Genomic DNA, 22922 nt, shown 5'->3' with positions numbered 1-22922 from the left:
ATGGAAATTATAATAGTCTTAATAGTAAGCTTAATGCGTGCTATAATCTGTGCTTTGCCGGGCTTTTTTATCGGATTGTTTTATGATATTCAAAGATGGAAAAAGTGGATATTTTTGGTCTGTGCGGTTAGTTTTAGTATATATTTGTTGTTGCTTAGACCTGATGGGATTGGATTTTGGGGGCTTGTGAGTGGATTTATAGAAGATTTTTGTGGAATTTATATAGGGGCTTTTATTTTAATTGGATTTAAAAATATGGCTGAGAAATTTGGACTTTGTAAGATATGTGATAAATTTAGGAGAAAGCGTGAAAACTCTAACGATAATTGATACTTTTGGCTTCTTTTTTCGCCTTTATTACGCAATGAGCAGCTTAAAAACTAATGATGGAAAACCAAGTGGAATGATCCATGGATTTGCCAATTTCATAGCGAATTTAAAGCAAGATTTTAATAGTGATTATATAGTTTTTGCCCTTGATAGCGGCTCAAAAACATTTAGAAATGATATAGACCCAAATTACAAAGCCAATCGCTCCGAAGCCCCAAAAGAGCTTAAAGAGCAGTTGCCAATCTGTATTGATATGATTGAAAAAATGGGCTTATGTAGTTTAAGAGTTGATGGATATGAAGCTGATGATATAATCGCAAGTTTTATCAAAAACAACCCACAAAATGATCTATTTATCAAAGTCGTAACCCATGATAAGGATCTATATCAGTTAATTAGCGATAGGGTAAATATCTATAGTCCAGCCAAAAAAGAGCTATATGATAGAGATGGTTGCTATGAAAAGTATGGTGTGTATCCAGAGCAGGTGCGTGATTTTTTAGCTTTGACAGGTGATAGTGCTGATAATATCCCAGGGGTTAAGGGTATTGGAGATAAGGGGGCTAAGAAGCTTTTAGATGAGTTTGGGAGTATTGAGAATTTATATGAAAATTTAAATCAAGTCAGAAGCGAACGAACCAAAAATTTGCTTTTTGATGGCAAAGATAGTGCCCTTATATCCAAAAAATTAGCAACCTTATATGATGGACTCCAAACCCCAAATCTATCAAGTGCCAAATTCCCAGATTATAACCCATTAATAAAAATTCAAGATATCCTAAAAGAGTACTCTTTAAATCGCCTTTTGGCTACTTTAAACCTTGAAGATAGACAAAAAGATCTTAGCTTTGAGCCAATTTTGATAACCGATGATAGCGAGCTTGAAGAGATTTTATCTGATATTAGTAGTGATACATTGATAGCGTTTGATACTGAAACTACTAGCTTAGAAACCAAAGAGGCTAAGATTGTTGGATTTAGTTTTTGCTTTAATGAGCAAAAAAGCTATTATGTCCCTATAAATCACAGCTATTTAGGTGTCCCAAAGATGATAAGCCAAAAGGCGGCTTTATGGGCTATTGAGCGGATTTACTCAGCCTTTGTAATAGGGCATAATCTCAAATATGATTTTAAGGTTATACTAAATAATTTTAACCTAAATCCGCCAAAACGCTACGCAGATACAATGATAATGGCGTGGCTAGATGACCCTAGCAGTAGCGTAGGGATGGATGCTTTGGCTAAAAAATTGTATGATTATGATACTATTAAATTTGAAAATGTAGTAAAGCGTGGCGATAATTTTGCTAGTGTGGAGCTAGAAAGCGCCACCAAATACGCCGCAGAAGATGCTTGGGTGACGCTTAGATTTTATAACACTTTTAGTAAAAAACTTAGCAGTCAAATGCTAAAAATTGCTTATGATATTGAGTTTGATTTTATACTAACTTTGCTTGATATGGAAGCTAATGGAATAGCCGTAAATAGGGCAAAACTAAGGAATTTAATAGACCAAAATGAGATAGCGCTTGATGAGATAAAAGGTGAAATTTATAAGCTTTGTGGGATGAAATTTAATATCAACTCAACAAAACAGCTAGGCCAAGTGCTTTTTGATGAGCTTAAATTACCGAGCAAAAAAAGCACCAAAACCGGTTATAGCACCGATGAAAGCGTGCTTAAAGAGCTTAGCGACGCTCATCCATCCATAGCTAAAATTTTAGAATATAGAGAGCTTTATAAGCTTCAAAGCACATATTGCGAACCGATTTTAAATTTAGCCTTAAAAGATGAAAATAGCAGAGTTTATACTAGCTTTATCCACACTGGCACGGCCACTGGTCGCCTAGCAAGCAAAAATCCAAATTTACAAAATATCCCCGCTCGTGGGAATTACGCTAAGCTTTTTAGATCTGTTTTTGAAGCTAAAGATGGTTATAGCTTTTTGAGCCTTGATTACTCTCAAATAGAGCTTAGGCTTTTAGCGCATTTTAGTGGCGATAGTGCCTTGATATCGGCTTTTAAAAGTGGTGAAGATATACACGCCAAATCAGCAATCAATATTTTTGGTGAGTTAAATGATACCAACAGAAGTATCGCAAAATCCATAAATTTTGGTTTAATTTATGGAATGGGGGTTAATAAATTAAGCAGTGATCTAGGTATAGACAAAAAGGCCGCAAAAGAGTATATAGCTAGATATTTTGCCGCATTTAGCAGTGTTAAAGAGTATCTACAAAGCATTAAAGATCAGGCTAAAAGCGATGGATTTGTCCAAACATTGATTGGCAGAAGAAGGTATTTTGACTTCTCTAACGCCTCGCCTATGCAACTTGCGATGTATGAAAGAGAAGCTGTAAATACCAAATTTCAAGGCAGTGCAGCTGATATAATCAAGCTATCAATGCTAAAAATTGATAAAATTTTAAGCGATGAAAAGATGCTTTTACAAATTCACGATGAGCTGATTTTTGAAGTTAAAGATGAAAAGGTTGATGAATTTGGGCTAAAAATTGCTAAAATTATGAGCGAGATAGTGAGCTTAAATGTGCCTTTAGTTGTGAATTATAATGTAGCAAAAAACTGGGGCGAGCTCAAGTAATTTCTAAATTCAGTTAAATTTTTGTTACTTTATGTAATAATTTAATAATTTTTCAAATGAGGTTTTTATGGATCTTTCTACTATTTTAGGTATGGTATTGGCTGTTACTAGTATATCTGTTGGCGATATTTTAGAAGGGGGAAACCCTTTACATGTTTTACATATTAGCTCTGTTCTTATCGTTATCCCTACAGCTATGTTCTCAGCGATGACTGCAACAAACAAAAAGTATATTAAAGCAGCTTTTAAAGAGCTTAAAATCGCGTTTAAAGGCTCTGGCGTAGATATGACAGCTAGGATCAATGAACTAGTAGAATACAGCACTCTAGCTAGAAAAAATGGGATTTTATCATTAGAGCAAAAAGCAGTAGCTATAGAAGATGAGTTTTTAAAAACCGGCCTTAGTATGTTAGTCGATGGTCAGCCTATTGATGAGGTTAAGGAGCATTTGGAGCTATCTATTGAGACTACTGAGGAGTATTATCATGAGTGTGGGCATTTTTGGATTCGCACGGGTGAGAGTTGTCCAACTTTTGGGCTAGTTGGTGCGGTTATGGGTCTGATGCTAGCACTTCAACTTCTTGATAATCCTGCTGCGATGGCCGCTGGTATCGCAGGGGCATTTACAGCTACAGTTACTGGAATCATGGGCTCATACGCTTTTTTTGGGCCTTGGGGGATGAAGATTATAGGAAATGCTAAAGATATAGTTAAAGAAAAAGTTATGATTCTAGAGGCGTTAGTAGGTATTGCAGAAGGGGCAAACCCAAGAAGTTTAGAGGCGAAATTATTTAATTTCTTAGACAAAAACGAACCTAGAATTTCTCAATTTAATTAAGGCAAAACATGGCAAAGAAGAAGAAGTGTCCAGAGTGTCCAGCAGGCGAGAAATGGGCCGTCCCTTATGCGGATTTCCTCTCTTTGCTTTTGGCTCTTTTTATTGCGCTTTATGCGATTTCAGCAGTAAATAAAGCTAAGGTTGAAGCTTTAAAAACTGAATTTATAAAGATATTTGAATTCCCAGATACAAAATCTCTTAAAGAGAGTAGTAAAACATCAAATAGTAGTAAGGAATTTGATAGTCCTAGTATCGCAGTCCAAACACAAACCCAAGCTGCTGTTAATGTCAATGCCAATAACGAAAGGTATAAAGTCACACTAGACCAAGCTGAAAATCAAATAGCAATTGACTTGCCAGCAAGTATTAAATTTGATCCACAAAGCTCAAAAATTTATAACCCAGATGTGATAAATTTTATCAATATCGTAGCTATGATTATTAATAAAATTCCAGAATCAGTAGCGGTAGAAATAAGAGGTTACGCAGATGATTTTGGTGATTATGCGACTGATTATAGACTTGGGATTGAGCGTGCTTATAGTGTATTTACGATGCTTACAAATGGTGGCGTAGATAGCAAAAGAATGAGAATCACATCTTTTGGAGATAGCGTAAAAATAATGAATAGCGACCTAAAAATCGCTAAAATATATTTCAAGATTGATGTCAAAGAAAAGGCGTTACAAAAATCAGTTTTAGATATACTTAGTGAGCTTAAATAATAATCATTATCATTTCATATTAAGTTATATGTAAGTTTAAATTTGATAATCTTTTTGCTAAATTTATCAAATTTAAGGAGATGAAAATGGCGGTAAAAATTACTGATATTTGTATTAGTTGCGGTTCTTGTATAGATGAGTGTCCAGTAAATGCGATTGTAGATGATAGTGATAACCCAACAGGTGAAGATACATATTATGTTTATGCTGATAAATGTGTCGAATGCGTAGGACACAATGATGAACCAGCATGTGCAAGTGCCTGTCCAACTGATGGCTGTATTGTATGGAGTGATGTAGTAGATGGTCAGCCAAGCAGAAGTGAAATTAGCAAAGAGTTAAGGGACGGCACAAACGCTGTAATAGCTTAATATAATCATAAATTCAAAAGATTACTATTTTTTTAAGTTTAGTTTTGATATAATCACGCCTTTAAAACCTTATTATAGGAGATCCATATGGAACAAACTCTATCAATAATCAAACCTGACGCAACCAAAAAAGGCGTAATAGGCAAAATTATAGATAGATTCGAAAGCAATGGGCTTAGAATCGCAGCAGCCAAAAAAGTACAATTAAGCGTTGAAGATGCTAAAAAATTTTATGAGGTACATGCCAGTAGGCCATTTTACAATGATTTAGTCGAATTTATGACTAGTGGCCCAGTGGTAGTAATGGTGCTTGAAGGTCAAAATGCAGTGCTTAAAAATAGAGAATTAATGGGCGCTACAAATCCTAAAGAAGCTGCTCCAGGAACTATTAGAGCTGATTTCGCTGAGAGCATTGACGCAAACGCAGTCCATGGTAGCGATAGTTTAGAAAATGCTAAAATCGAGATTGCATTTTTCTTTGCTAGTAGAGAGATCTGCTAAGGTTTAAATATTGAAAATTCGCTTTGATAGGCTAAGTGCTATACCTATTAATTTTGAAAGCAGCATCGATGAGGTTAAATTTAGTGGAAATATTAAAAAATTTTCTCTAAATTTAGCCAAATGCGATGGATATTTAACTGGCAAATTAGATCATATTTGCGATAGTTGCGGTGCGGATATAGTTTTAAACTTAAATGAAGAGTTGAATTTATATCTAAGCGATGGAATATATAAAGATAAAGATGATGAACTAAGCAATACTATAGAATTCTACAATGGCCAGATAGATACTGATGAGATATTAATCAGTGAATTAGAAGCCTACAAAAGTGACTATTTTTATTGCGATAAGTGTAAAATTTTAAAAGGAGAATAAAATGGCAGTACCTAAGCGTAGAGTGAGTCATACAAGAGCTGCAAAACGCAGAACTCACTATAAAGTTACATTACCAATGCCTGTAAAAGATAAAGATGGTAGCTGGAAAATGCCTCACCGTGTAAATAGAACAACTGGCGAGTATTAATAGATATAATGGTTAAGATAGCAATTGACGCTATGGGCGGGGATTTTGGTGCTGAGCCAATCATATCTGGAGTTGTAGAAGCTTTAAAGCAAAGAGAGTTTCAAGCCTATTTAGTTGGTGATGAGATTAATCTAAAATCCCTTATTCCGCAAGAGTATTTGAAATTTATTACTTTTATCCAATCTGATGAAATTTTTGGTATGGATGAGAGTGCTACTGATGTATTAAAACGCAAAGATAGTAGCATATATAAAGCTATTGAGCTAGTGCGAAATGGCGAGTGTAAGGCTGTAGTATCTGCTGGTCATAGTGGTGCTAGTATGAGTCTAGCAACCTTGCGTCTTGGTAGGATTAAGGGTATTAGCAGACCGGCGATCGCTACTTTGATGCCTACAACACAAACTAATAAAAAAACTCTTGTCTTAGATGTCGGTGCTAATGTTGATTGCAAGGCTGAAAATCTATTTGAATTTGCGATTATGGGCTATGCTTATGCTAAGGAGATTATGAAAATTAATAATCCTAAGATAGGCTTATTAAGCAATGGAGAAGAAGATTGTAAAGGAAATGAGATCACAAAAGAGACATTTGAGATGCTTAAAAAACTCGATAGTTTCATCGGAAATGTAGAGGGAAATCAAATTTTTGATGGAAGTGTTGATGTGATTATTTGTGATGGTTTTGTCGGAAATATTTTGTTAAAAACTGGCGAGGGTGTCGCTAGTGCAATTACAAAAATTATCAAACAAAATGTTAAAAAATCACCATTTGCTATTTTGGGTGCGATGCTTATGCGTGGTGTATTTAAAAAACTTAAAAATCAAATCGATTATGATGAGTATGGTGGAGCGCCACTTCTTGGGGTTAAGGATTGTGTGATTATAAGTCATGGTAAATCTAGCCCAAAAGCGATCAAAAACGCAATTTTCCAAGCTCTAAAATTCTCAGAATCAAAGATAAATGAGGTGATTTTAGATGAGCTTACAAAGTTTGAGAAATGATTAAGGCTTCTTTGATATCTATTGGTGCTTATGCTCCTAGCGGTGTGCTTACAAATTTAGATTTAGAAAAGATGGTTGATACTAGTGATGAGTGGATCACTAAGCGAACTGGTATCAAAGAGCGACGCATTGCTAAGGATGAATTTACTAGTGATCTTGGCTATAAGGCGGCTCTTCAAGCCTTAGAGCGTTCAAATTTAGATAAGAGTGAAATAGATGCTATAATATGTGCTACTATAACGCCTGATTATTTTTGTATGCCATCTACTGCGTGCGTGATTGCTAATAAGCTTGGGTTAAAAGGGATAACGGCATTTGATATAAGCGCTGCTTGTACAGGCTTTATCTATCTTTTAGAGGTTGCTAAATCTATGATAGAGAGTGGCGCAAAAAAAAATATTTTGATAGTTGGCGCCGAGAAGACTAGCACTATTATGGATTGGAGTGATCGTAGTATTTGTATATTGTTTGGTGATGGTGCGGGTGCTGCTGTTATAAGTGCGTCTAGCGATAATCATATAATTGATGTACATACCTCAAGTGATGGAAGTAAGGGCGATCTACTCATAACTCCTGGATGTGCGATTGTAAATCCAGCAAATAGCCAAACCATTGAGCAAAGGCTAAATTTTATGAAAATGTCTGGCAATGATGTCTTTAAAATCGCTGTAAATACCCTAACTAAAGATGTAGTTGATATCTTAGAAAAAAACCAAATTCCCCCTGAAAAGATTGATCTTTTCATTCCTCATCAAGCTAATTTACGAATTATAGAAGCCGTGAAACAAAGATTAAATTTCGATGATTCTAAGTGCGTTGTAACTGTGCAAAAATATGGCAACACAAGCTCGGCTTCTATCCCCATGGCTATAAATGACGCTTATGAAAGTGGTAGGCTTAAGAGTGGCTCATTAATGCTACTTGATGCTTTTGGTGGTGGATTTACTTGGGGGTCTGCGATACTTCATTTTGGTGGGAAGTAATATGAACGAAAATTTAATAGCCTATTTGTTAGCTTATTTGATCGGTGCGGTGCCTTTTGGGTTGCTATTTGGATTGCTATTTGGCGGGGTAAATATCAAAAAAAGTGGTAGCAAAAGCATAGGCGCAACTAATGTTTTAAGAGTGATAAAAGAGAACAATCCAACCCTTGCTAAAAAGCTTGCTATCTTGACTGTTATCTGTGATGCCTTAAAGGGTGTGATACCTATTTTGGTAGCTAAATTTATATTTAATCTTGATATTTCTACTCTGTGGGCGATGGGAGTGTTGGCAGTTGTAGGGCATTGTTTTTCTCCGTATTTGATGTTTGAAGGTGGAAAGGGTATAGCTACTGGTGCTGGAGTTTTGGCTTGTTTTTTGCCTATTGAATTGATAGTGGCGGTTGTGGTTTGGTTTATTACTGGTAAGATACTTAAGGTATCTAGTCTTGCTTCTCTTGTTGCTCTTTTGACTATGGTGGTTTCATCATTTATATTTCATTATGATATGCCTAGTATCAATACTCATGCGCCGGTTTTGATAATCGCATTTGTAGTGGTCTATAAGCATATACCAAATATCAAACGTTTAATTAGCGGTGCTGAGAGTAAAGTTATTTGATTAGCGTTTTTGTTGATAATCTTGAGTTTGATACTATAATTGGGCTTTTGGATTTTGAGAGAGTGAATTCTCAAAAAATTTGCGTTAGCATGGAGTTTGAGGCTTATGAATTTGTGGATTATGCTGCTGTTTGCGAGATAACTCAAAGAGAATTTAATGAAAATAAATTTTATAAAGTAGAAGATGCCCTTGAGTATTTTGCTATTAAATTTAAAGCTACCTATCCTAGTTTAACTAAATTTTATATGAAAATTTCAAAGATTGAGATTGTGCCAAATGCGATTGTAGGGGCAAAAATATTAAAGAATTATTAAAATATTTTTTTAATTTAAGGCTTAAATTTAATCTTTTAATAAATTTAAATTAGAGTAGAATATATTTAAGGTAAGTTTTATATCGTAACAAAGGCTAAAATTTATCTTATCTTAATATAATTTTATATTTTCTTGAATTTTGGCTTAAATTTTGCTATAATTCCGCATTAAATTTTTTGTTTTTAAGGAAAAACTGATGAGAATCTTGATAGTTGAGGATGAAACAACGCTGGGCAAAACGATAGCTGAAGGCTTACAAGAGTTTGGTTATCAAACGGATAATTCAGAGAATTTTAACGATGCAGAGTATTTCATTGGTATTCGCAACTATGATCTTGTGCTTAGTGATCTTATGCTACCAGATGGCGATGGAATTGATTTGATTAATGTTATTAAACAAAAATCACCACGCACATCTGTGGTGATAATTTCAGCAAAAGATGATAAAGAGAGTGAGATTAAGGCGTTTAAAGCTGGTGCTGATGATTATATCAAAAAGCCTTTTGATTTTGATATTTTGGTGGCTAGATTAGAGGCCAGACTTCGCTTTGGTGGGACAAATGTGATAAAGATTGATGATCTAACAATAGATCCTGATGAAGAGAAAATCACATATCAGGGCGTAGAGATAGAATTAAAGGGCAAACCATTTGAAGTTTTAACTCATTTAGCAAGACACAGTGATCAAATAGTAAGCAAAGAGCAGTTATTAGATGCGATTTGGGAAGAGCCAGAGCTAGTAACTCCAAATGTAATTGAAGTAGCAATAAATCAAATTCGCCAAAAAATGGATAAACCATTAAATATCTCAACAATAGAAACAGTAAGACGCCGTGGATATAGATTTTGCTTTCCCAAAAAAGCTTAAGAGCTAAATTCGCTCTACAATTAGCATCAGCTTCTACGATGCTAATTGTGATATTTTCGGTGATGTTATATCATTATATTAAGATTACAATTTTTGAAAATATAGTTCAAAATCTCACTTTTGAGGCCAAAAATATCTCTTCAAAGCCTGAGATAATTGATTTAGAGTATCAAGATAAGAGCTTTGATCTAATCAAAATTATACCAAATGATGAGAATTTAACTAGGGCTGAATTTGTCTCTACCAAAGATGATAACGGCACCTATCTTACTCTTTATTATCCATTTCAAAATAGAATTTTGATACTCACAAAAAACACTAGCGAGTATAGTTTGATCGTAGAACAAATTTTAGTCGATATCTTGATTATCAATGCTACGGCTATATTTTTGATTCTATTTTATGCTCTATTTTTATCTAGGATGTTGCTTGCGCCGTTGCGATCTTTTTGTTTGAAACTTGGAGAGTTAAATGAGAGATTTTTACAAGAGGTTGAGACTGATGAGTTGCCTATTGAATTCAAGCCTTTAGGCGATGGGGTAAATAGATTAATCGGCAGGATTTTGACCTTTGTCCAGTATCAAAAAGAGCTTTTTATAGGGGCGGCACATGAGCTTAAAACGCCACTTTCTGTAATGAAAACTAAAAACGAAGTGACTTTAATCAAAGAGCGAGATACGCAAAAATATATTGAAACACTCAAAAACAATAACGAAGCTATAGATCAAATGAATAAGATGATTAGCTCAATTTTAGAGATTGGTAGGCAAGAAGGAGCGCAGTTCGAGCAGCCTGTGATGACTGATATGATATCTTATATCAATGATATTGGCAATAATTTTTTGATTTTGGCAAAGGGTGATGATAAGGATATTAAGATGAAATTAAGACCGCATAGCTTAAAGATTATGATTCAGCCTACTTTGTTTTTACATGTTTTACAAAATTTTGTCCAAAATGCTATTAAATTTTCGCCAAAAGGAGCCATAATAGAGATTAGCTCAACTCTTATAAATGGCGAATTTATTGTTAAAGTAATTGATGAGGGGATAGGGATAGATGAGAGCAAGGATCTCTTTGCTCCATTTAAGCGATATGGCAATAGCAGTGGTGCTGGTTTGGGACTCTTTTTGGCTAAGGGTGCGGCTCAAGCTCTTGGCGGAAATATAGAACTTCGTAATCGCACCGATAGAAGTGGAACTATAGCTACATTTATTTTGCCAATTAGAAATAATAAGTATAAAAAACAGAAATTTATATAAAAGAGATTTAATGTCAAAGAGAGTTGCAGTCATTGACTTAGGGTCAAATTCAGCTAGAATGGCGATATTTGAGCGGACAAGTAGGCTTGGATTTTTCATACTTCGTGAGTATAAAGTCAAGGCGAGATTAGGCGAGGGGGCGTATGAAAAGGGCGGAGTTTTACAAGAGAGCGCTATGAGTAATGTCCTAAATGCGTTTAAGGAATTCAAATATTTTTTATCTATTTATAAGGTTAGTAAAGTCTTATGTACTGGGACTTCGGCATTAAGAGATGCGCCAAATTCAAATCTCTTTATCAATCGCATAAGGCGTGAATTGGGGCTAAATTTGCGTGTGATAAGTGGTGATATGGAGGCCTTTTATGGTGGGATAGCTGCTTTGAATTTGCTTACGCCACTTGATGAGGCGACAACTATTGATATTGGTGGGGGTTCTACTGAATTAGCTAAGATTATTGATGGGAAGATTGTTGATATTATCTCATTAAATCTTGGGACTGTTAGGCTTAAAGAGCTCTTTTTTGATAAGGGTGATATCAATGGAGCTTTAAAATTTACTCAAGATATCATAGATACAATTCCGCCGCATTTTGCTAGTAGAGATATAATAGCAATAGGTGGGAGTTTAAGAGCGATATCGGGCGCTATTATACAATTACAAAATCATCCTATTAGATTGGTTCATAATTTTACTTATAAATATAGTGATTATATGGATTTGATTAATAAAATTGCTATTGATAATGAGTTGGATTTAAAGATTATAGGGATTAAAAAAGATCGCTTTGATACTATTAGACAAGGTGCGATGATATTTAGTGCTGCGGCTAAAAATTTAAAAGCTAGGATGGTTTATACTAGCGGTGTTGGGATTAGAGAGGGGGTATTTTTGACTAATTTGCTTCGTCCAAATTTAAAATCCAAAGAGCTAATCCAAATGCCACAAAAGTATAAAATAGCCTTTCCAAAAGGCTTTAATCCAAGTCTTAGGAGCCTTCAAGATAGATTTGCTAAGCGTGATAATAGTATTACTACAAAGCATGTAAAGGCTCTATTTGAGATTTTAGCGCCACTTCATAAGCTTAATCCAAGCTATTTAAATGAACTTATAATCGCTTCTAAACTCTATAATATCGGTAGAAGTGTTGGTTTTTATTTGGAGAATTCTCATAGTGGATATCTTGTGAAAAATGCTCTAAATTACGGCTACACGCATCAGCAAAAGGCTTTAATAGCTTCTATTATAGAGTATCAAGGCAAAACTATAAATAATTTGGGTGAATTCCAAAATCTGCTTCCAGATATTGAGATTATTAGGTGGCTTAGCTTCTTGCTTAGTCTTGGGGCTGCTTTGAGTCTAAGTCCAAATATAAGCTTTGAATTTGCGTCTAATACGCTGTATATCAAAGGGGCAAAAGAATTTTTGATGTTAAAAGATGAGATAAGAAAGCTGATTAAACCAGCGATTTTTGCGATATCGTTTGAGTAGTGAATTTGGCCTAAGCCAAATTCAGCTAAAATCTTCTACCAATTGTAAATTCAAAACTGCTAGTTTCATCGCCCTCTTTGTCATCAAGAGCTTGAGCGTAGAATAGCTGTAAAGGCCCAATAGGCGTCATCCACTCTATCCCAGCACCAGCACTAGATCGCTTGATATCATTGATATCGCTATTGCCGATCATACCATAATCATAAAATAGCACCCCACGCATTTTAAGGCGATTAATGATAGGGAAGCTAAGCTCAAATGAGTTATTAAAGCTAATTTTGCCACCAGTTTCTACCATCTTACAACCAGGAATTATACCGCCATTATTTGTTTTTGGGTTACATATATTTTTCTTAGGGGTGATGGATCTGCTCTCATATCCCCTAACGGAGTTAATCCCACCTAAAAATAGCTTTTCATTGATTGGGAGTTTCTCGCTATCATCGTTAAATATATACCCAAATCCAGATTTATATCTTAATATAAGATCCATATTTATGTATTCTTGTAGGCCTTGATAGGCATTAAATGTAGTTCTGTTCTTTAAAAATTCCATATCGCCACCAAGACCAGCATACTCAAAGCTAGTTGATGCGATAAATCCACTTCGTGGGATATAGTAATCATCTGTGTTATTAAATGTAATGCTTGGAGTTAGAGAGCTTTTGATATTTACGCCGTTTTGGTATCCAGCCTCTTTATAGAATTCATCCAATCCTTCTATATCGCTTCTTTCTATTTGATAAGTTAGATATACATTTACATATCTTCCAATCTGCCTACCACCGATGATATTAGCACCATAATTTTGCTCATCATAGTCATCCCAGCTATAGTCATTAGCAAAGATTCCTCCACCTAGACTATATAGTGAGTCATTTACTCTTGGGTTGGTTAAATTTATATTGCCACTTAGAGTATCGTCGCTTTTATCTACCATAATGCTACCTTTATACCCTGTCCCAAAGATATTTGCGTCGCTCACACCAGCATTTAATAAAAGCCCATCGGTGCTACCATATCCTATACCGCCTACAATGCTACCAGTTGTTGTCTCTTTGACTGCTACTTCTAGGTCTATTTGATCTTTATCTATACGCTTTTCTATGATTTGGACATCTTCAAAATATCCGCTTCTTTTTAGGGCGTTTTTAGAATCTATTAAATCAGTTTTGTTGTATAAATTTCCTTCAGTTAGGTATAATTCACGCCTTATTATCCGATCAGCTGTGCGGTCATTTCCGCTGATTATAACATTTCTTATATAGACCTTTTCTTCAGGGATCACATCATAGATTATATCAGCTGTGAAATCGCTATTTTTGTTGGTGCGTGGATAGACTTTAACATAAGCAAAACCCTTATCTGCCACCAAATCTTCAAGTTTGCTAGCATCTGCTTTCATCTTGGTTGAATTTAAAATATCGCCTTTTTGTAGCTTAAAATCACTGATAATCTCATCGCTATCAAGCTCTAAAAATTCAGGTGCATTTATAGATATATTACCAGTTTTATAAACTTCACCCTCATTAATGTAGTATAACAAATCTGCCTTATAATTATCAAAATAAGCATTTAAGCTAGGCGCTGATACACTAGCGTCTAGATAGCCTTTTTTGAGATATTCGTTATGGATATTTTGGCTATCATTAGCTAATTCATAAATTTTAACCTTGCCATCATTTAAACCCCACATCCAGCCCATAAATTCACGACTTTTATTTGCCACCACAGGCTCAATATCTGAGTAGTCAAGAGCATCTGAGCCGATTAAATGAATATTTTCAATGGTGATATTTTCGCCACGATTTACGGTAAGTGTAATGTGAAGAGAGTTTTTATTTTCATTAATTGGAGCGATATCTGTAGTTACGACAGTATCGAAATATCCACGAGCTTCATAAAATTGGCGAATTCTAATTTTGGTGTTATTTAGGGCAAACTCATCATACATTTGACCTTTTTTGATATCGATTATTTGCTCAATTGCCTTTTGATCATTGGTAACAACGCCGTTTATATCGATTTTAGCAATTACTGGCTTTTCGCTTAAATTTACTACGATATTGCCATCATTTTCTTCAATATAGATATTTTCAAAATAGCCTTGTTTATATAAATTTATAATAGCTTTATTGGCGATTTCATCATTAAATTCGCTACCAACCTTAAGTCCGCTAATATCAGATGCACTCTCATCTGATAAGTGTAAAAGTCCGTTAAATTTGATGCTTTGGATCTGTATAGCATTCATAGAAGCGACCATAATAAAGCTTGAGATTACTGCTTTTTTCATATAAATTTACCTACTTATAAAATTGCTTTGGAAATAGTATCATAAATTGATTAACATTTGAATTATTAAATACTATTTTAGGTTAAATTTAGATATAATCTTGGGCTAAAAATCAAGGAAATATTATGCATGTAGGAATAATCGGACTTGGGCTTATTGGCGGCTCTTTAGGCCTAGCGTTAAAAGATATGAAATTAATATCTAGAGTTAGTGGCTATGATCTAAATAAAGATAATGAAAAAGAGGCTTTAAATTTAGGTTTAGTTGATGATATAATCAGCTTTGAAGAGATGAAAAAGAGCTGTGATATGATATTTTTGGCTATTCCTGTTGAGGCGATTATCAAAGTGATGCGTGATTTAAAAGATATCCCAAAAAGCACTACAATTGTGGATTTAGGCTCTACAAAAGCGCAGATTCTCCGCTCTTGTCCTATTGAAATTCGCAATAATTTTGTAGCGGCTCACCCTATGGCTGGGACTGAAAATTCAGGGCCAAGGGCTGCTTTTAAAACCTTATTAAATGGCGCTGTGGTTGTGGTGTGTGATGATAAAAATGCTAGTGAATTTCATGTCAAAAGAGCAGTTGAGATATTAAGCCATGCTGGGATGAAAATAGTATTTATGGACTCAAAAAGCCACGATCATCATGTGGGGATTATCTCGCATTTACCGCATGTTATTAGCTATAGTTTGGTCAATTCAACTCTAAAAGAAGAAGATAAGCGAAATATTTTGCTTTTAGCTGGTGGGAGTTTTAGCGGTATGGCAAGGATAGCAAAATCCAATCCGCAAATGTGGAGCGATATCTTTAAACAAAATAAAGATAATCTATTAGAAGCGATTACGGCGTTTAAAAAAGAGCTTGAAATTTGTGAAAATATGATTAAAGATGAGAAATGGGATGAGCTAAAAGAGTGGATGGAAGCAGCAGGTGAGTTAAGGCAGATACTCTAAGATACCATTTATTGAATTTATTTTGATAAAATTCGGATATTTAATTTATTTTTAAGGATAAAGCGTGAGAGGCTCAAGGGTTAAAACTTTTATATTTGCTATAATTTTTATAGGTTTGGCATTTGCTATTATAAATCTTTTGGGATCAAATTTTACAGATAATGAATCGCCAAAAATATCTATAAAAGATGAAATTTACTGGAATCAAAAATCCCCAATTGATCTAAATATCACAGACAATTCAGCTTTAGAGTCGGTTAAAATTTCATTATCAGATGCGAATTCAACTAAGATTATATTAGATCAGAGTATTAATGAGCCAAAAACTCGCTTGGAGCTTAGTTTAAAGTTGCCAAGAGAGCTGATTTTGGATAAAAATCAAATTTATAAACTCACAATTGAAGCTAAAGATTTTAATATTTTTGGTGGAAATAAAGCAGTTAAGAGTGTAAATTTAATAATTGATAACAAAACCCCACAAATCCAGATAATAAACCAATCTTATAAGATAACCAAAGGCGGCTCAGCGGTTGTGGTATTTAGGGCTGTTGATGAGAATTTAAATGAGCTATATATACAAAGTGATAAGCATATATTTAAGCCAACCAAATTTATAAAAGATGGCTACTGGGCCTCTTTGGTAGCGTGGGATATCCAAAATCCAAGCTTTAATGCCAAAATAATCGCTATAGACAAAGCCGGCAATAGAGCAATATCCAATATCGGATACTATCTACAAGATCGCAAATATAAAGAATCTATAATCGCTTTAAGCGATAAATTTTTAGACGGCAAGATAGATGAATTAGCTAATCAATATGCGCCAAATTACGCCGATTTAGGCAGGTTGGATAAATTTAAATTTGTCAATGAAACCTTAAGAGAATCAAACGAAAATATCATTCGTAAGGTCACATCTGCGGTGCCTGAAGAGATTATAGAGAGCTTTTATATAGAGCCGTTTTATCCGCTTAGAAATGGCGCTGCGGTGGCGAGTTTTGGGGATCATAGGTTTTTTACTTATGAAGGCAATAGAGTGAGTGAGAGCTGGCATATGGGGCTTGATCTAGCTAGTACGGCAATGGCTGTGATGGCTACTAACAATCCTGCGTTTGTGGCATTTAATGAGTTAAATGGAATATATGGTGAGAATATAATCTTATATCACGGATTTGGGCTTTATACCCTTTATGGGCATTGTAATGAGACATCAGTAAAGGCTGGCGAGCATATCGGAGCAAAGCATATAATAGGCAAAACTGGAACAACTGGCCTAGCACTTGGAGATCACTTGCATTTTGGGGTTATTATCCAAGGTATCGAGGTGAGACCTGAAGAGTGGATGGATAAAAAGTGGTTACAAGATAATATATATGATGTTTTAAACACGGCCAAAAAGGCGATAAAAGGCTAAATTTAAAATTTTAATTTGCTAAATTTAAGGAATATCGTGAAACAAAGAACTATAGGAAAAAGAGTAGAAGGAGTCGGTATAGGTCTTCATAAAGGTGAGCCAATTAAGCTTATATTAGAGCCTTTGGAGGCTAATAGCGGTATTGTCTTTTATAGAAGTGATAAAGCTACAAGCTTTAAAGCTGAGCCAAGTAGCGTGCTAAATACGCAAATGGCAACCGTAATAGGCAATGATAAGGCTAGAGTATCTACTATAGAGCATTTGATGAGCGCTATAAATAGCTATGGAATTGACAATATCAGAATTGTTTTAGATGCTAATGAGGTGCCGGTGATGGATGGTAGTGCTATTAGCTTTTGTATGATGCTAGATGAAGCCGGTGTAGTAGAGCTAGAAGCTGATAAAAAGGTGATAGTAGTCAAGCGAGAAGTAGAGGTAAGAGAGGGTGATAAATATGTCAAACTCACCCCATCAATCAATCCCAAATTTAACTATACAATTAAATTTGAAAATCCAGTAATAGGCTTACAAAGTTACACTTTTGAGTTTAGTAAAGCTAATTTTATAAATCAAATAGCAAGGGCTAGGACTTTTGGATTTTTACAAGATGTTCAAAAGCTAAATTCAATGGGATTAGCACTTGGTGGTAGCCTTGATAATGCTGTTGTGATAGATGGTGCTAAGATCTTAAATCCTGAAGGATTGAGATTTGAAGATGAATTTGTCCGACATAAAATTTTAGATGCTATTGGGGATATTAGCCTTCTTGGGGCGCCTATGATTGGGGATTATGAGGCTTATGCTGGAAGTCACGATCTAAATCACAAGCTAACCTTAGCCTTATTAAGTGATGAGAAAAATTATGAGATAGTAACTCTAAGCCAAGAGAGTCAAAAAGAGTATGAAAAGGCCTTCGCATAAAAAAGATTGATATATTAGTTATCTGCCTTAGCTCACCACTTCTTGTGGGTGTCTATTTGGATGGAAATTTAATAGAAAAAATAGAAAGTCAAGATAAGGCTAGTCAAGCTCTAATAGAGATTATTAGCGATTTAGATAATAGATATGAGATAGATAGCATTATCTATGCTAATGGGCCTGGGAGCTTTATGGGACTTAAGGTGGCTTATCTTACGATTTGTGTGTTTTGTTTGAGTCGTGATATTGAATTTTATGGAGTTGATGGATTTAGCTTAAATGATTTTAAGCCAATTAGAGCAAATAAAAATATGAGCTTTGTCTTTGAAAATAACAAAATAAGCTTAGACAAAATCGAGCCTTGCGAGCTTAAATTACCGCAAAATTTGGGCGCCCTTAAGCTCATAGCTAATGCGTTGCCAAATTATGTTATAGATGCTGTTTAGGAGATTATGATGACGATATTTACGCCCGCTACAAGTGCGAATTTAGGCCCTGGATTTGACTCTTTGGGCTTAGCTTTAAAACTTTATAACGAAGTTAGCATCACAGAACAAAAGATTAGCTCTATTAGTATCACAGGTGAAGGAAGCGATAAAATTTCGTTAAAAAAAAATAACACATTTGTAAATATTTTTAATGAAACTATGACTTATTTAAATGCTAAAAGCTTGAATTATAAATTTAATTTTATCAATAATATCCCATTTTCAAGAGGTCTTGGCAGCTCTAGCTCAGTGATTGTAGGTGCTATTGCGGCGGCTTATTATATGGCAGGATTTAAGGTAGATCGTGGAGTGATTTTAGATAGGGCTTTAAAGTATGAGAGCCATCCTGATAATATATCAGCAGCCGTATGGGGTGGATTTACTATTAATATAATCCACAACTCATCAGTCTATACTCAAAAAGCTGATATCGATCCAAATTTAAAGGCCGTGGTGGTGATACCAAATGAGCCTATGAATACAAAGCAAAGTCGCAGCAAGCTACCAGCAGAATACACGATGAGCGAATGCGTAAGCAACCTTAGCCACGCAGCATATCTAAGTAGTTGTTTTATCAAAAAAGATTATGAGAATTTGCGTTTAGCTAGTATCGATAAGATGCACGAAGAGCGTAGAATGAGTGCTTTGCCAGAGCTTTTTAGGGTTAGGGATATAGCTTATGCTAATGGTGCTTTGATGAGCACACTATCAGGAAGTGGCTCAAGCTTTTTAAATTTAACCTATCAAGATAGAGCTAAAAATTTAGCCGAAATTTTAGAAAAAGAGTTTCCGAAATTTAAGATAAAAATTTTGGATATTGATAATGATGGATTTAGCATAAAAAGCTAAAAATAAAGAAAACTAAGATATAATAGTGAGAAAATTTCATAAACCTATTAGAATGTGCGTGGTTTGCAAGGGCAGATTTTACCAAAAAGAGCTTTATAAATTCCGATCATTAAATGGCGAAATAATCTTAAATTTAGGTAACGCCAGATCATTTTATATCTGTGAAAATTGTATCCAAAAAGATATAAAAGAGCTTAAAAAACCACTTACAAAATTTGGTAAAAATAGTATAAATTTAAAGGAGATAATAGTCAATGGCAAAGGTTAGAATTCACGAAATAGCAAAAGAGCTAGGCTCATCATCTAAAAAAATTTTAGAGAAGGCAAAAGAGCTAGGTTTTGCGGTGACTACTGTCTCAAGTGCTGTAAGTCAAGAAGACGCCGCAAAATTATATGATTATGTCCAATCAGGCATAATCCCAGATGCGACATCAGTTAAAAAACCTACCCCAAAACAACCCGTAAAAAGCGAGATAGAAGCCAAAAAAAATATAAAAGAAGAATCAAAATCTTCTATCACAGATACCAAAAATATAAAAAATGAGCCAAAAGAAAGCCCAAAAAATGAGCCAAAAGAGCAGACCTTAGGCAATTCTAGTTTAAATAAAAGAAGAGGCTTAGTCATCGTCAAAAAGAAAAAGGATGAACAACCAAAAGAGCAAAAACCTAGCCAATCTATAATCAATAATAAAGCATTAGAATCTATGTTTGGCAGTAGCGATGAGAGCTTAAAAAAGAAGAAAAAAGATAAAAAGCAATTCCACGCCACTAAAAAAGAGAGCTCATCAAAACTTGATTTAATGGGGCTTAGCGAATTTGGTGATGATATTGTAATTGATGATGAAAATGTAGTTATTTTGCCTGATTTGACTATAAAACCAATTGAGGTAGAGAGACAGCAAACTATTAAAAAACCATTAAATGTATATAAGCAATCACAAAATAGTGGCTTTAATCTTGATGGCGGAATCCAAAGAAGTAGCCGTAAAAAACATAAAAAAGTGGTCAAAGATAATCAAAATGAGAGTATAACTAGTGTCGATATACCAAAAGAGATTAGAGTATATGAATTTGCCGATAAGATCAAAAAATCCCCAAGTGAGATTATTGGTAAGCTTTTTATGCTTGGCAAGATGACTACCAAAAATGACTTCTTAGAAGAAGATGAGATTGAAATTTTAGGTGCTGAGTTTGGTATTGAGATTAATATTGTAGATACTCAAGAGGAATTTGACTATGTCAAAGCTTATGAGGGCGAAGATGATCAACACTCCGAGCCTAGAGCGCCTGTAGTTACGATAATGGGGCATGTCGATCATGGTAAGACAAGCTTATTAGATTATATTCAAAATTCCAGAGTAGCAAGTGGTGAAGCCGGTGGTATCACTCAACATGTTGGCGCATATATGGTAGAAAAAAATGGCAAAAATATCACATTTATCGATACGCCAGGGCATGAGGCCTTCACTGCTATGAGAGCTAGGGGAGCTAGTGTTACTGATATTGTTATTATCGTAGTGGCTGCTGATGATGGTGTTAAACCTCAAACCAAGGAGGCGATAGCTCACGCTAAGGCAGCGGGCGTGCCAATTATTATAGCGATAAACAAAATGGATAAAGAGAGTGCTAATCCTGATTTGGTCAAAAGTGGTTTAGCTGAATTAGATATCATGCCTACAGAGTGGGGTGGGTCTTATGAGTTTGTCCCAGTATCGGCAAAAACGGGGATGGGGATAGAAGATTTATTAGAAATAGTGCTTTTACAAGCTGAAATTTTAGAGCTAAAAGCCAATCCAAATAGAGAAGCCAAAGCTACAATTATAGAGAGTTCATTGCAAAAAGGCCGTGGCCCAGTGGCTACTGTGATTGTTGAAAATGGCACACTAAAAGTAGGTGATACTATAGTTGCGGGTGTGGCGTATGGTAAAGTAAGGGCTTTAAGCGATGATAAGGGTCGAAGCTTAAAGGCTATTAAGCCAGGAGAGTGTGGGGTATTAATAGGTCTAAGCGAAGTGCCTGAAGCTGGTGAGACTTTAATTAGCGTAAAAAGCGATAAAGAAGCCCGTGAATACGCACAGAAAAAATATGAGTATCTACGCCAAAAAGAGTTAAGTAAATCTACAAAAGTTACAATAGATGAGTTAAGCGCCAAAATCGCAGAAGGCGAGTTGAAAAACCTCCCTGTAATAATCAAAGCCGATGTCCAAGGCTCATTAGAGGCTATTAAAGCTAGTCTTGAGAAGCTTAGAAATGATGAGATTAAAGTTAGCATTATCCACTCTGGTGTAGGCGGTATCACTCAAAGCGATATTTCACTAGCTAGTGCTAGTCAAAATTGCGTGATATTAGGATTTAATATCAGACCAACTGGTGATATCAAAGAAAAAGCCAAAGAAAAAGCTGTCGAGATCAAAACCTATAATGTAATTTACAATCTTTTAGATGATGTTAAGGCTTTATTAAGTGGCCTTATGAGCCCAGTTATCACTGAAGAGGATCTTGGTCAAGCAGTGATTAGACAAGTTATAAATGTACCAAAAGTCGGTCAAATCGCTGGCTGTATGGTGACTGAAGGTATTATTAGCAGGGGTGCGAAAATTCGTGTTATCCGTGATGGCGTGGTGGTATTTGAAGGCAATATCAGCTCACTTAAACGCTTTAAAGATGATGCTAAAGAGGTAGCAAAGGGCTATGAGTGTGGCGTAGGGATTGAAGGCTATAATGATATGAGAGAGGGCGATTATATTGAGAGTTATAAAGAAGTAGAGAATAAGGCTGAGATATGAACCCCGCTGAGTTAAAAAGACTTCGCACCCAAAGCATATTAAAAGAGCTAATTCCAGAAGCCCTAAGCACTCTTGAAGATGAGTATTTAAAGGGACTTTGTGTTACTGATGTTGAGTGTAAAAAGGGTAGATATGATGCCTTTGTATATTTAGATAAGATGAATTTTGATGAGAAGGAACAAGCCTATATATTATCTCATCTTAAAAAGATTAGTCGCCATATCCAAAATCATTGTATGGCAGCCGAAGGGTGGTATAGGGCTCCAAATTTTCATTTTATCTTTGATGATAGGTTAAAGTATCAAAATCATATAGACGCTCTATTTGCTAAAGTTGCTGATGAGTTACAAAAGGGTAAAAAGTGAATTTAGAAGAGTTAGAAAAGTTATTAAATGATTGCGGCGTGGCTCTGTATGATACAGAGATAGCCAACGAAAATGGCCGCCAAATTTATAGAGTTTATATAACCAAAAGTGGTGGTGTGAGCTTGGATGATTGCGAGGTTGTTAGTAAGCTTTTATCGCCTATTTATGATGTTATGCCGCCAGTTAGTGGGGATTGGGTTTTAGAAGTTTCTAGTCCAGGGCTTGAGCGAAAACTAAGCAAGATAGATCACTTTGCCAAAAGTATTGGTGAGATGGCGAAGGTAACTCTAAATGATAAGAGCCAAATAGTTGGTAAAATAATAAGTGTAAATGGCAATGATATATTGATTAATAGCGATGAAGGTAATGTAAGCGTAAATTTTAATGATATCAAAAAAGCCAAAACCTTCATCCAGTGGTAAC

Annotated in this window: 25 protein-coding genes; 24 read left to right on the top strand and 1 reads right to left on the bottom strand. The window is 35.1% G+C overall.

Going from position 1 to position 22922, the window contains the following annotated elements:
- The 15 genes from CLAN_RS06890 to CLAN_RS06820 all read left to right on the top strand — a co-directional run bounded on the left by CLAN_RS06890 (position 1) and on the right by CLAN_RS06820 (position 12427).
- Complete coding sequence (locus CLAN_RS06890) at positions 1-330, top strand: NUDIX hydrolase (RefSeq protein WP_100590902.1); 330 nt, start codon at positions 1-3, stop codon at positions 328-330.
- Positions 308-2932 carry a DNA polymerase I gene (gene polA, locus CLAN_RS06885; RefSeq protein ID WP_100590901.1) on the top strand — a complete coding sequence of 875 codons (2625 nt, stop codon included), beginning with the start codon at positions 308-310 and terminating at the stop codon, positions 2930-2932. The genes CLAN_RS06890 and polA overlap by 23 nt, the downstream gene beginning before the upstream one ends.
- A 67-nt stretch (positions 2933-2999) precedes the next feature.
- The gene (gene motA, locus CLAN_RS06880) at positions 3000-3770 is read left to right on the top strand and encodes a flagellar motor stator protein MotA (protein ID WP_096014335.1); all 771 of its coding nucleotides are present in this window, start codon (positions 3000-3002) and stop codon (positions 3768-3770) included.
- 8 nt (positions 3771-3778) lie between these two features.
- Complete coding sequence (gene motB, locus CLAN_RS06875; protein WP_096014336.1) at positions 3779-4495, top strand: flagellar motor protein MotB; 717 nt, start codon at positions 3779-3781, stop codon at positions 4493-4495.
- A gap of 86 nt (positions 4496-4581) precedes the next feature.
- The gene (locus CLAN_RS06870) at positions 4582-4866 is read left to right on the top strand and encodes a DUF362 domain-containing protein (protein ID WP_096014337.1); all 285 of its coding nucleotides are present in this window, start codon (positions 4582-4584) and stop codon (positions 4864-4866) included.
- 87 nt (positions 4867-4953) lie between these two features.
- On the top strand, positions 4954-5367 hold the full coding sequence (gene ndk, locus CLAN_RS06865) for a nucleoside-diphosphate kinase (protein WP_086227234.1): 414 nt from the start codon (positions 4954-4956) through the stop codon (positions 5365-5367).
- Positions 5368-5377: 10 nt separating this feature from the next.
- Positions 5378-5743, top strand: a complete 366-nt coding sequence (locus tag CLAN_RS06860; protein ID WP_096015613.1) for a DUF177 domain-containing protein — start codon at positions 5378-5380, stop codon at positions 5741-5743.
- A 1-nt stretch (position 5744) separates the two neighbouring features.
- Positions 5745-5891: a 50S ribosomal protein L32 gene (rpmF, locus tag CLAN_RS06855; RefSeq protein WP_086225358.1), complete on the top strand. Its 147-nt coding sequence runs from the start codon at positions 5745-5747 to the stop codon at positions 5889-5891.
- 8 nt (positions 5892-5899) lie between these two features.
- Positions 5900-6892, top strand: a complete 993-nt coding sequence (gene plsX, locus CLAN_RS06850) for a phosphate acyltransferase PlsX (protein WP_096016560.1) — start codon at positions 5900-5902, stop codon at positions 6890-6892.
- A complete protein-coding gene (locus tag CLAN_RS06845) occupies positions 6889-7875 on the top strand; it encodes a beta-ketoacyl-ACP synthase III (protein WP_096014341.1) in 987 nt (328 codons plus the stop codon). The genes plsX and CLAN_RS06845 overlap by 4 nt, the downstream gene beginning before the upstream one ends.
- Position 7876: 1 nt before the next feature.
- On the top strand, positions 7877-8494 hold the full coding sequence (plsY, locus tag CLAN_RS06840; RefSeq protein WP_100590900.1) for a glycerol-3-phosphate 1-O-acyltransferase PlsY: 618 nt from the start codon (positions 7877-7879) through the stop codon (positions 8492-8494).
- Complete coding sequence (locus CLAN_RS06835; RefSeq protein ID WP_096015510.1) at positions 8491-8808, top strand: dihydroneopterin aldolase; 318 nt, start codon at positions 8491-8493, stop codon at positions 8806-8808. Before plsY ends, CLAN_RS06835 begins: the two co-directional genes overlap by 4 nt.
- A 196-nt stretch (positions 8809-9004) precedes the next feature.
- Positions 9005-9676, top strand: coding sequence for a homeostatic response regulator transcription factor HsrA (hsrA, locus tag CLAN_RS06830; protein WP_096014344.1), 672 nt, complete (start codon positions 9005-9007; stop codon positions 9674-9676).
- A gap of 38 nt (positions 9677-9714) precedes the next feature.
- On the top strand, positions 9715-10938 hold the full coding sequence (locus CLAN_RS06825; protein WP_172618507.1) for a sensor histidine kinase: 1224 nt from the start codon (positions 9715-9717) through the stop codon (positions 10936-10938).
- 10 nt (positions 10939-10948) lie between these two features.
- A complete protein-coding gene (locus CLAN_RS06820; protein ID WP_100590899.1) occupies positions 10949-12427 on the top strand; it encodes a Ppx/GppA phosphatase family protein in 1479 nt (492 codons plus the stop codon).
- 25 nt (positions 12428-12452) lie between these two features.
- Here the strand turns inward: CLAN_RS06820 and bamA are convergent, their stop codons facing one another.
- A complete protein-coding gene (gene bamA / locus CLAN_RS06815) occupies positions 12453-14723 on the bottom strand; it encodes an outer membrane protein assembly factor BamA (RefSeq protein WP_096020297.1) in 2271 nt (756 codons plus the stop codon).
- A 125-nt stretch (positions 14724-14848) separates the two neighbouring features.
- On the opposite strand from bamA, the gene CLAN_RS06810 reads away from it, so the two are divergent.
- From CLAN_RS06810 to rimP, 9 genes are all read left to right on the top strand, one after another.
- Positions 14849-15679 carry a prephenate dehydrogenase gene (locus CLAN_RS06810; RefSeq protein WP_096014347.1) on the top strand — a complete coding sequence of 277 codons (831 nt, stop codon included), beginning with the start codon at positions 14849-14851 and terminating at the stop codon, positions 15677-15679.
- Positions 15680-15743: 64 nt separating this feature from the next.
- Positions 15744-17093 carry a peptidoglycan metallopeptidase Pgp6 gene (gene pgp6 / locus CLAN_RS06805; protein ID WP_096014348.1) on the top strand — a complete coding sequence of 450 codons (1350 nt, stop codon included), beginning with the start codon at positions 15744-15746 and terminating at the stop codon, positions 17091-17093.
- A gap of 36 nt (positions 17094-17129) precedes the next feature.
- Entirely contained in the window at positions 17130-18014 is an 885-nt protein-coding gene (gene lpxC, locus CLAN_RS06800) for a UDP-3-O-acyl-N-acetylglucosamine deacetylase (protein ID WP_096014349.1), read from the top strand.
- Positions 18015-18070: 56 nt separating this feature from the next.
- Positions 18071-18457, top strand: a complete 387-nt coding sequence (locus CLAN_RS06795) for a glycoprotease (RefSeq protein ID WP_232045873.1) — start codon at positions 18071-18073, stop codon at positions 18455-18457.
- A gap of 9 nt (positions 18458-18466) precedes the next feature.
- Entirely contained in the window at positions 18467-19348 is an 882-nt protein-coding gene (gene thrB / locus CLAN_RS06790) for a homoserine kinase (protein ID WP_096019377.1), read from the top strand.
- Between the two features lie 25 nt (positions 19349-19373).
- Positions 19374-19616 carry a YlxR family protein gene (locus tag CLAN_RS06785; RefSeq protein WP_232045872.1) on the top strand — a complete coding sequence of 81 codons (243 nt, stop codon included), beginning with the start codon at positions 19374-19376 and terminating at the stop codon, positions 19614-19616.
- Positions 19603-22134, top strand: coding sequence for a translation initiation factor IF-2 (gene infB, locus CLAN_RS06780; RefSeq protein WP_100590898.1), 2532 nt, complete (start codon positions 19603-19605; stop codon positions 22132-22134). The genes CLAN_RS06785 and infB overlap by 14 nt, the downstream gene beginning before the upstream one ends.
- Positions 22131-22499 carry a 30S ribosome-binding factor RbfA gene (gene rbfA / locus CLAN_RS06775; protein WP_086227221.1) on the top strand — a complete coding sequence of 123 codons (369 nt, stop codon included), beginning with the start codon at positions 22131-22133 and terminating at the stop codon, positions 22497-22499. The genes infB and rbfA overlap by 4 nt, the downstream gene beginning before the upstream one ends.
- The gene (rimP, locus tag CLAN_RS06770; RefSeq protein ID WP_100590897.1) at positions 22496-22921 is read left to right on the top strand and encodes a ribosome maturation factor RimP; all 426 of its coding nucleotides are present in this window, start codon (positions 22496-22498) and stop codon (positions 22919-22921) included. Before rbfA ends, rimP begins: the two co-directional genes overlap by 4 nt.
- The last annotated feature ends 1 nt before the right edge of the window (position 22922 follow it).

This window comes from Campylobacter lanienae NCTC 13004, assembly GCF_002139935.1.
GTDB lineage: Bacteria > Campylobacterota > Campylobacteria > Campylobacterales > Campylobacteraceae > Campylobacter > Campylobacter lanienae.
The sequence above is the reverse complement of the archived record's forward strand: the minus strand, read 5'-3'. Positions and strand labels throughout refer to the sequence as shown.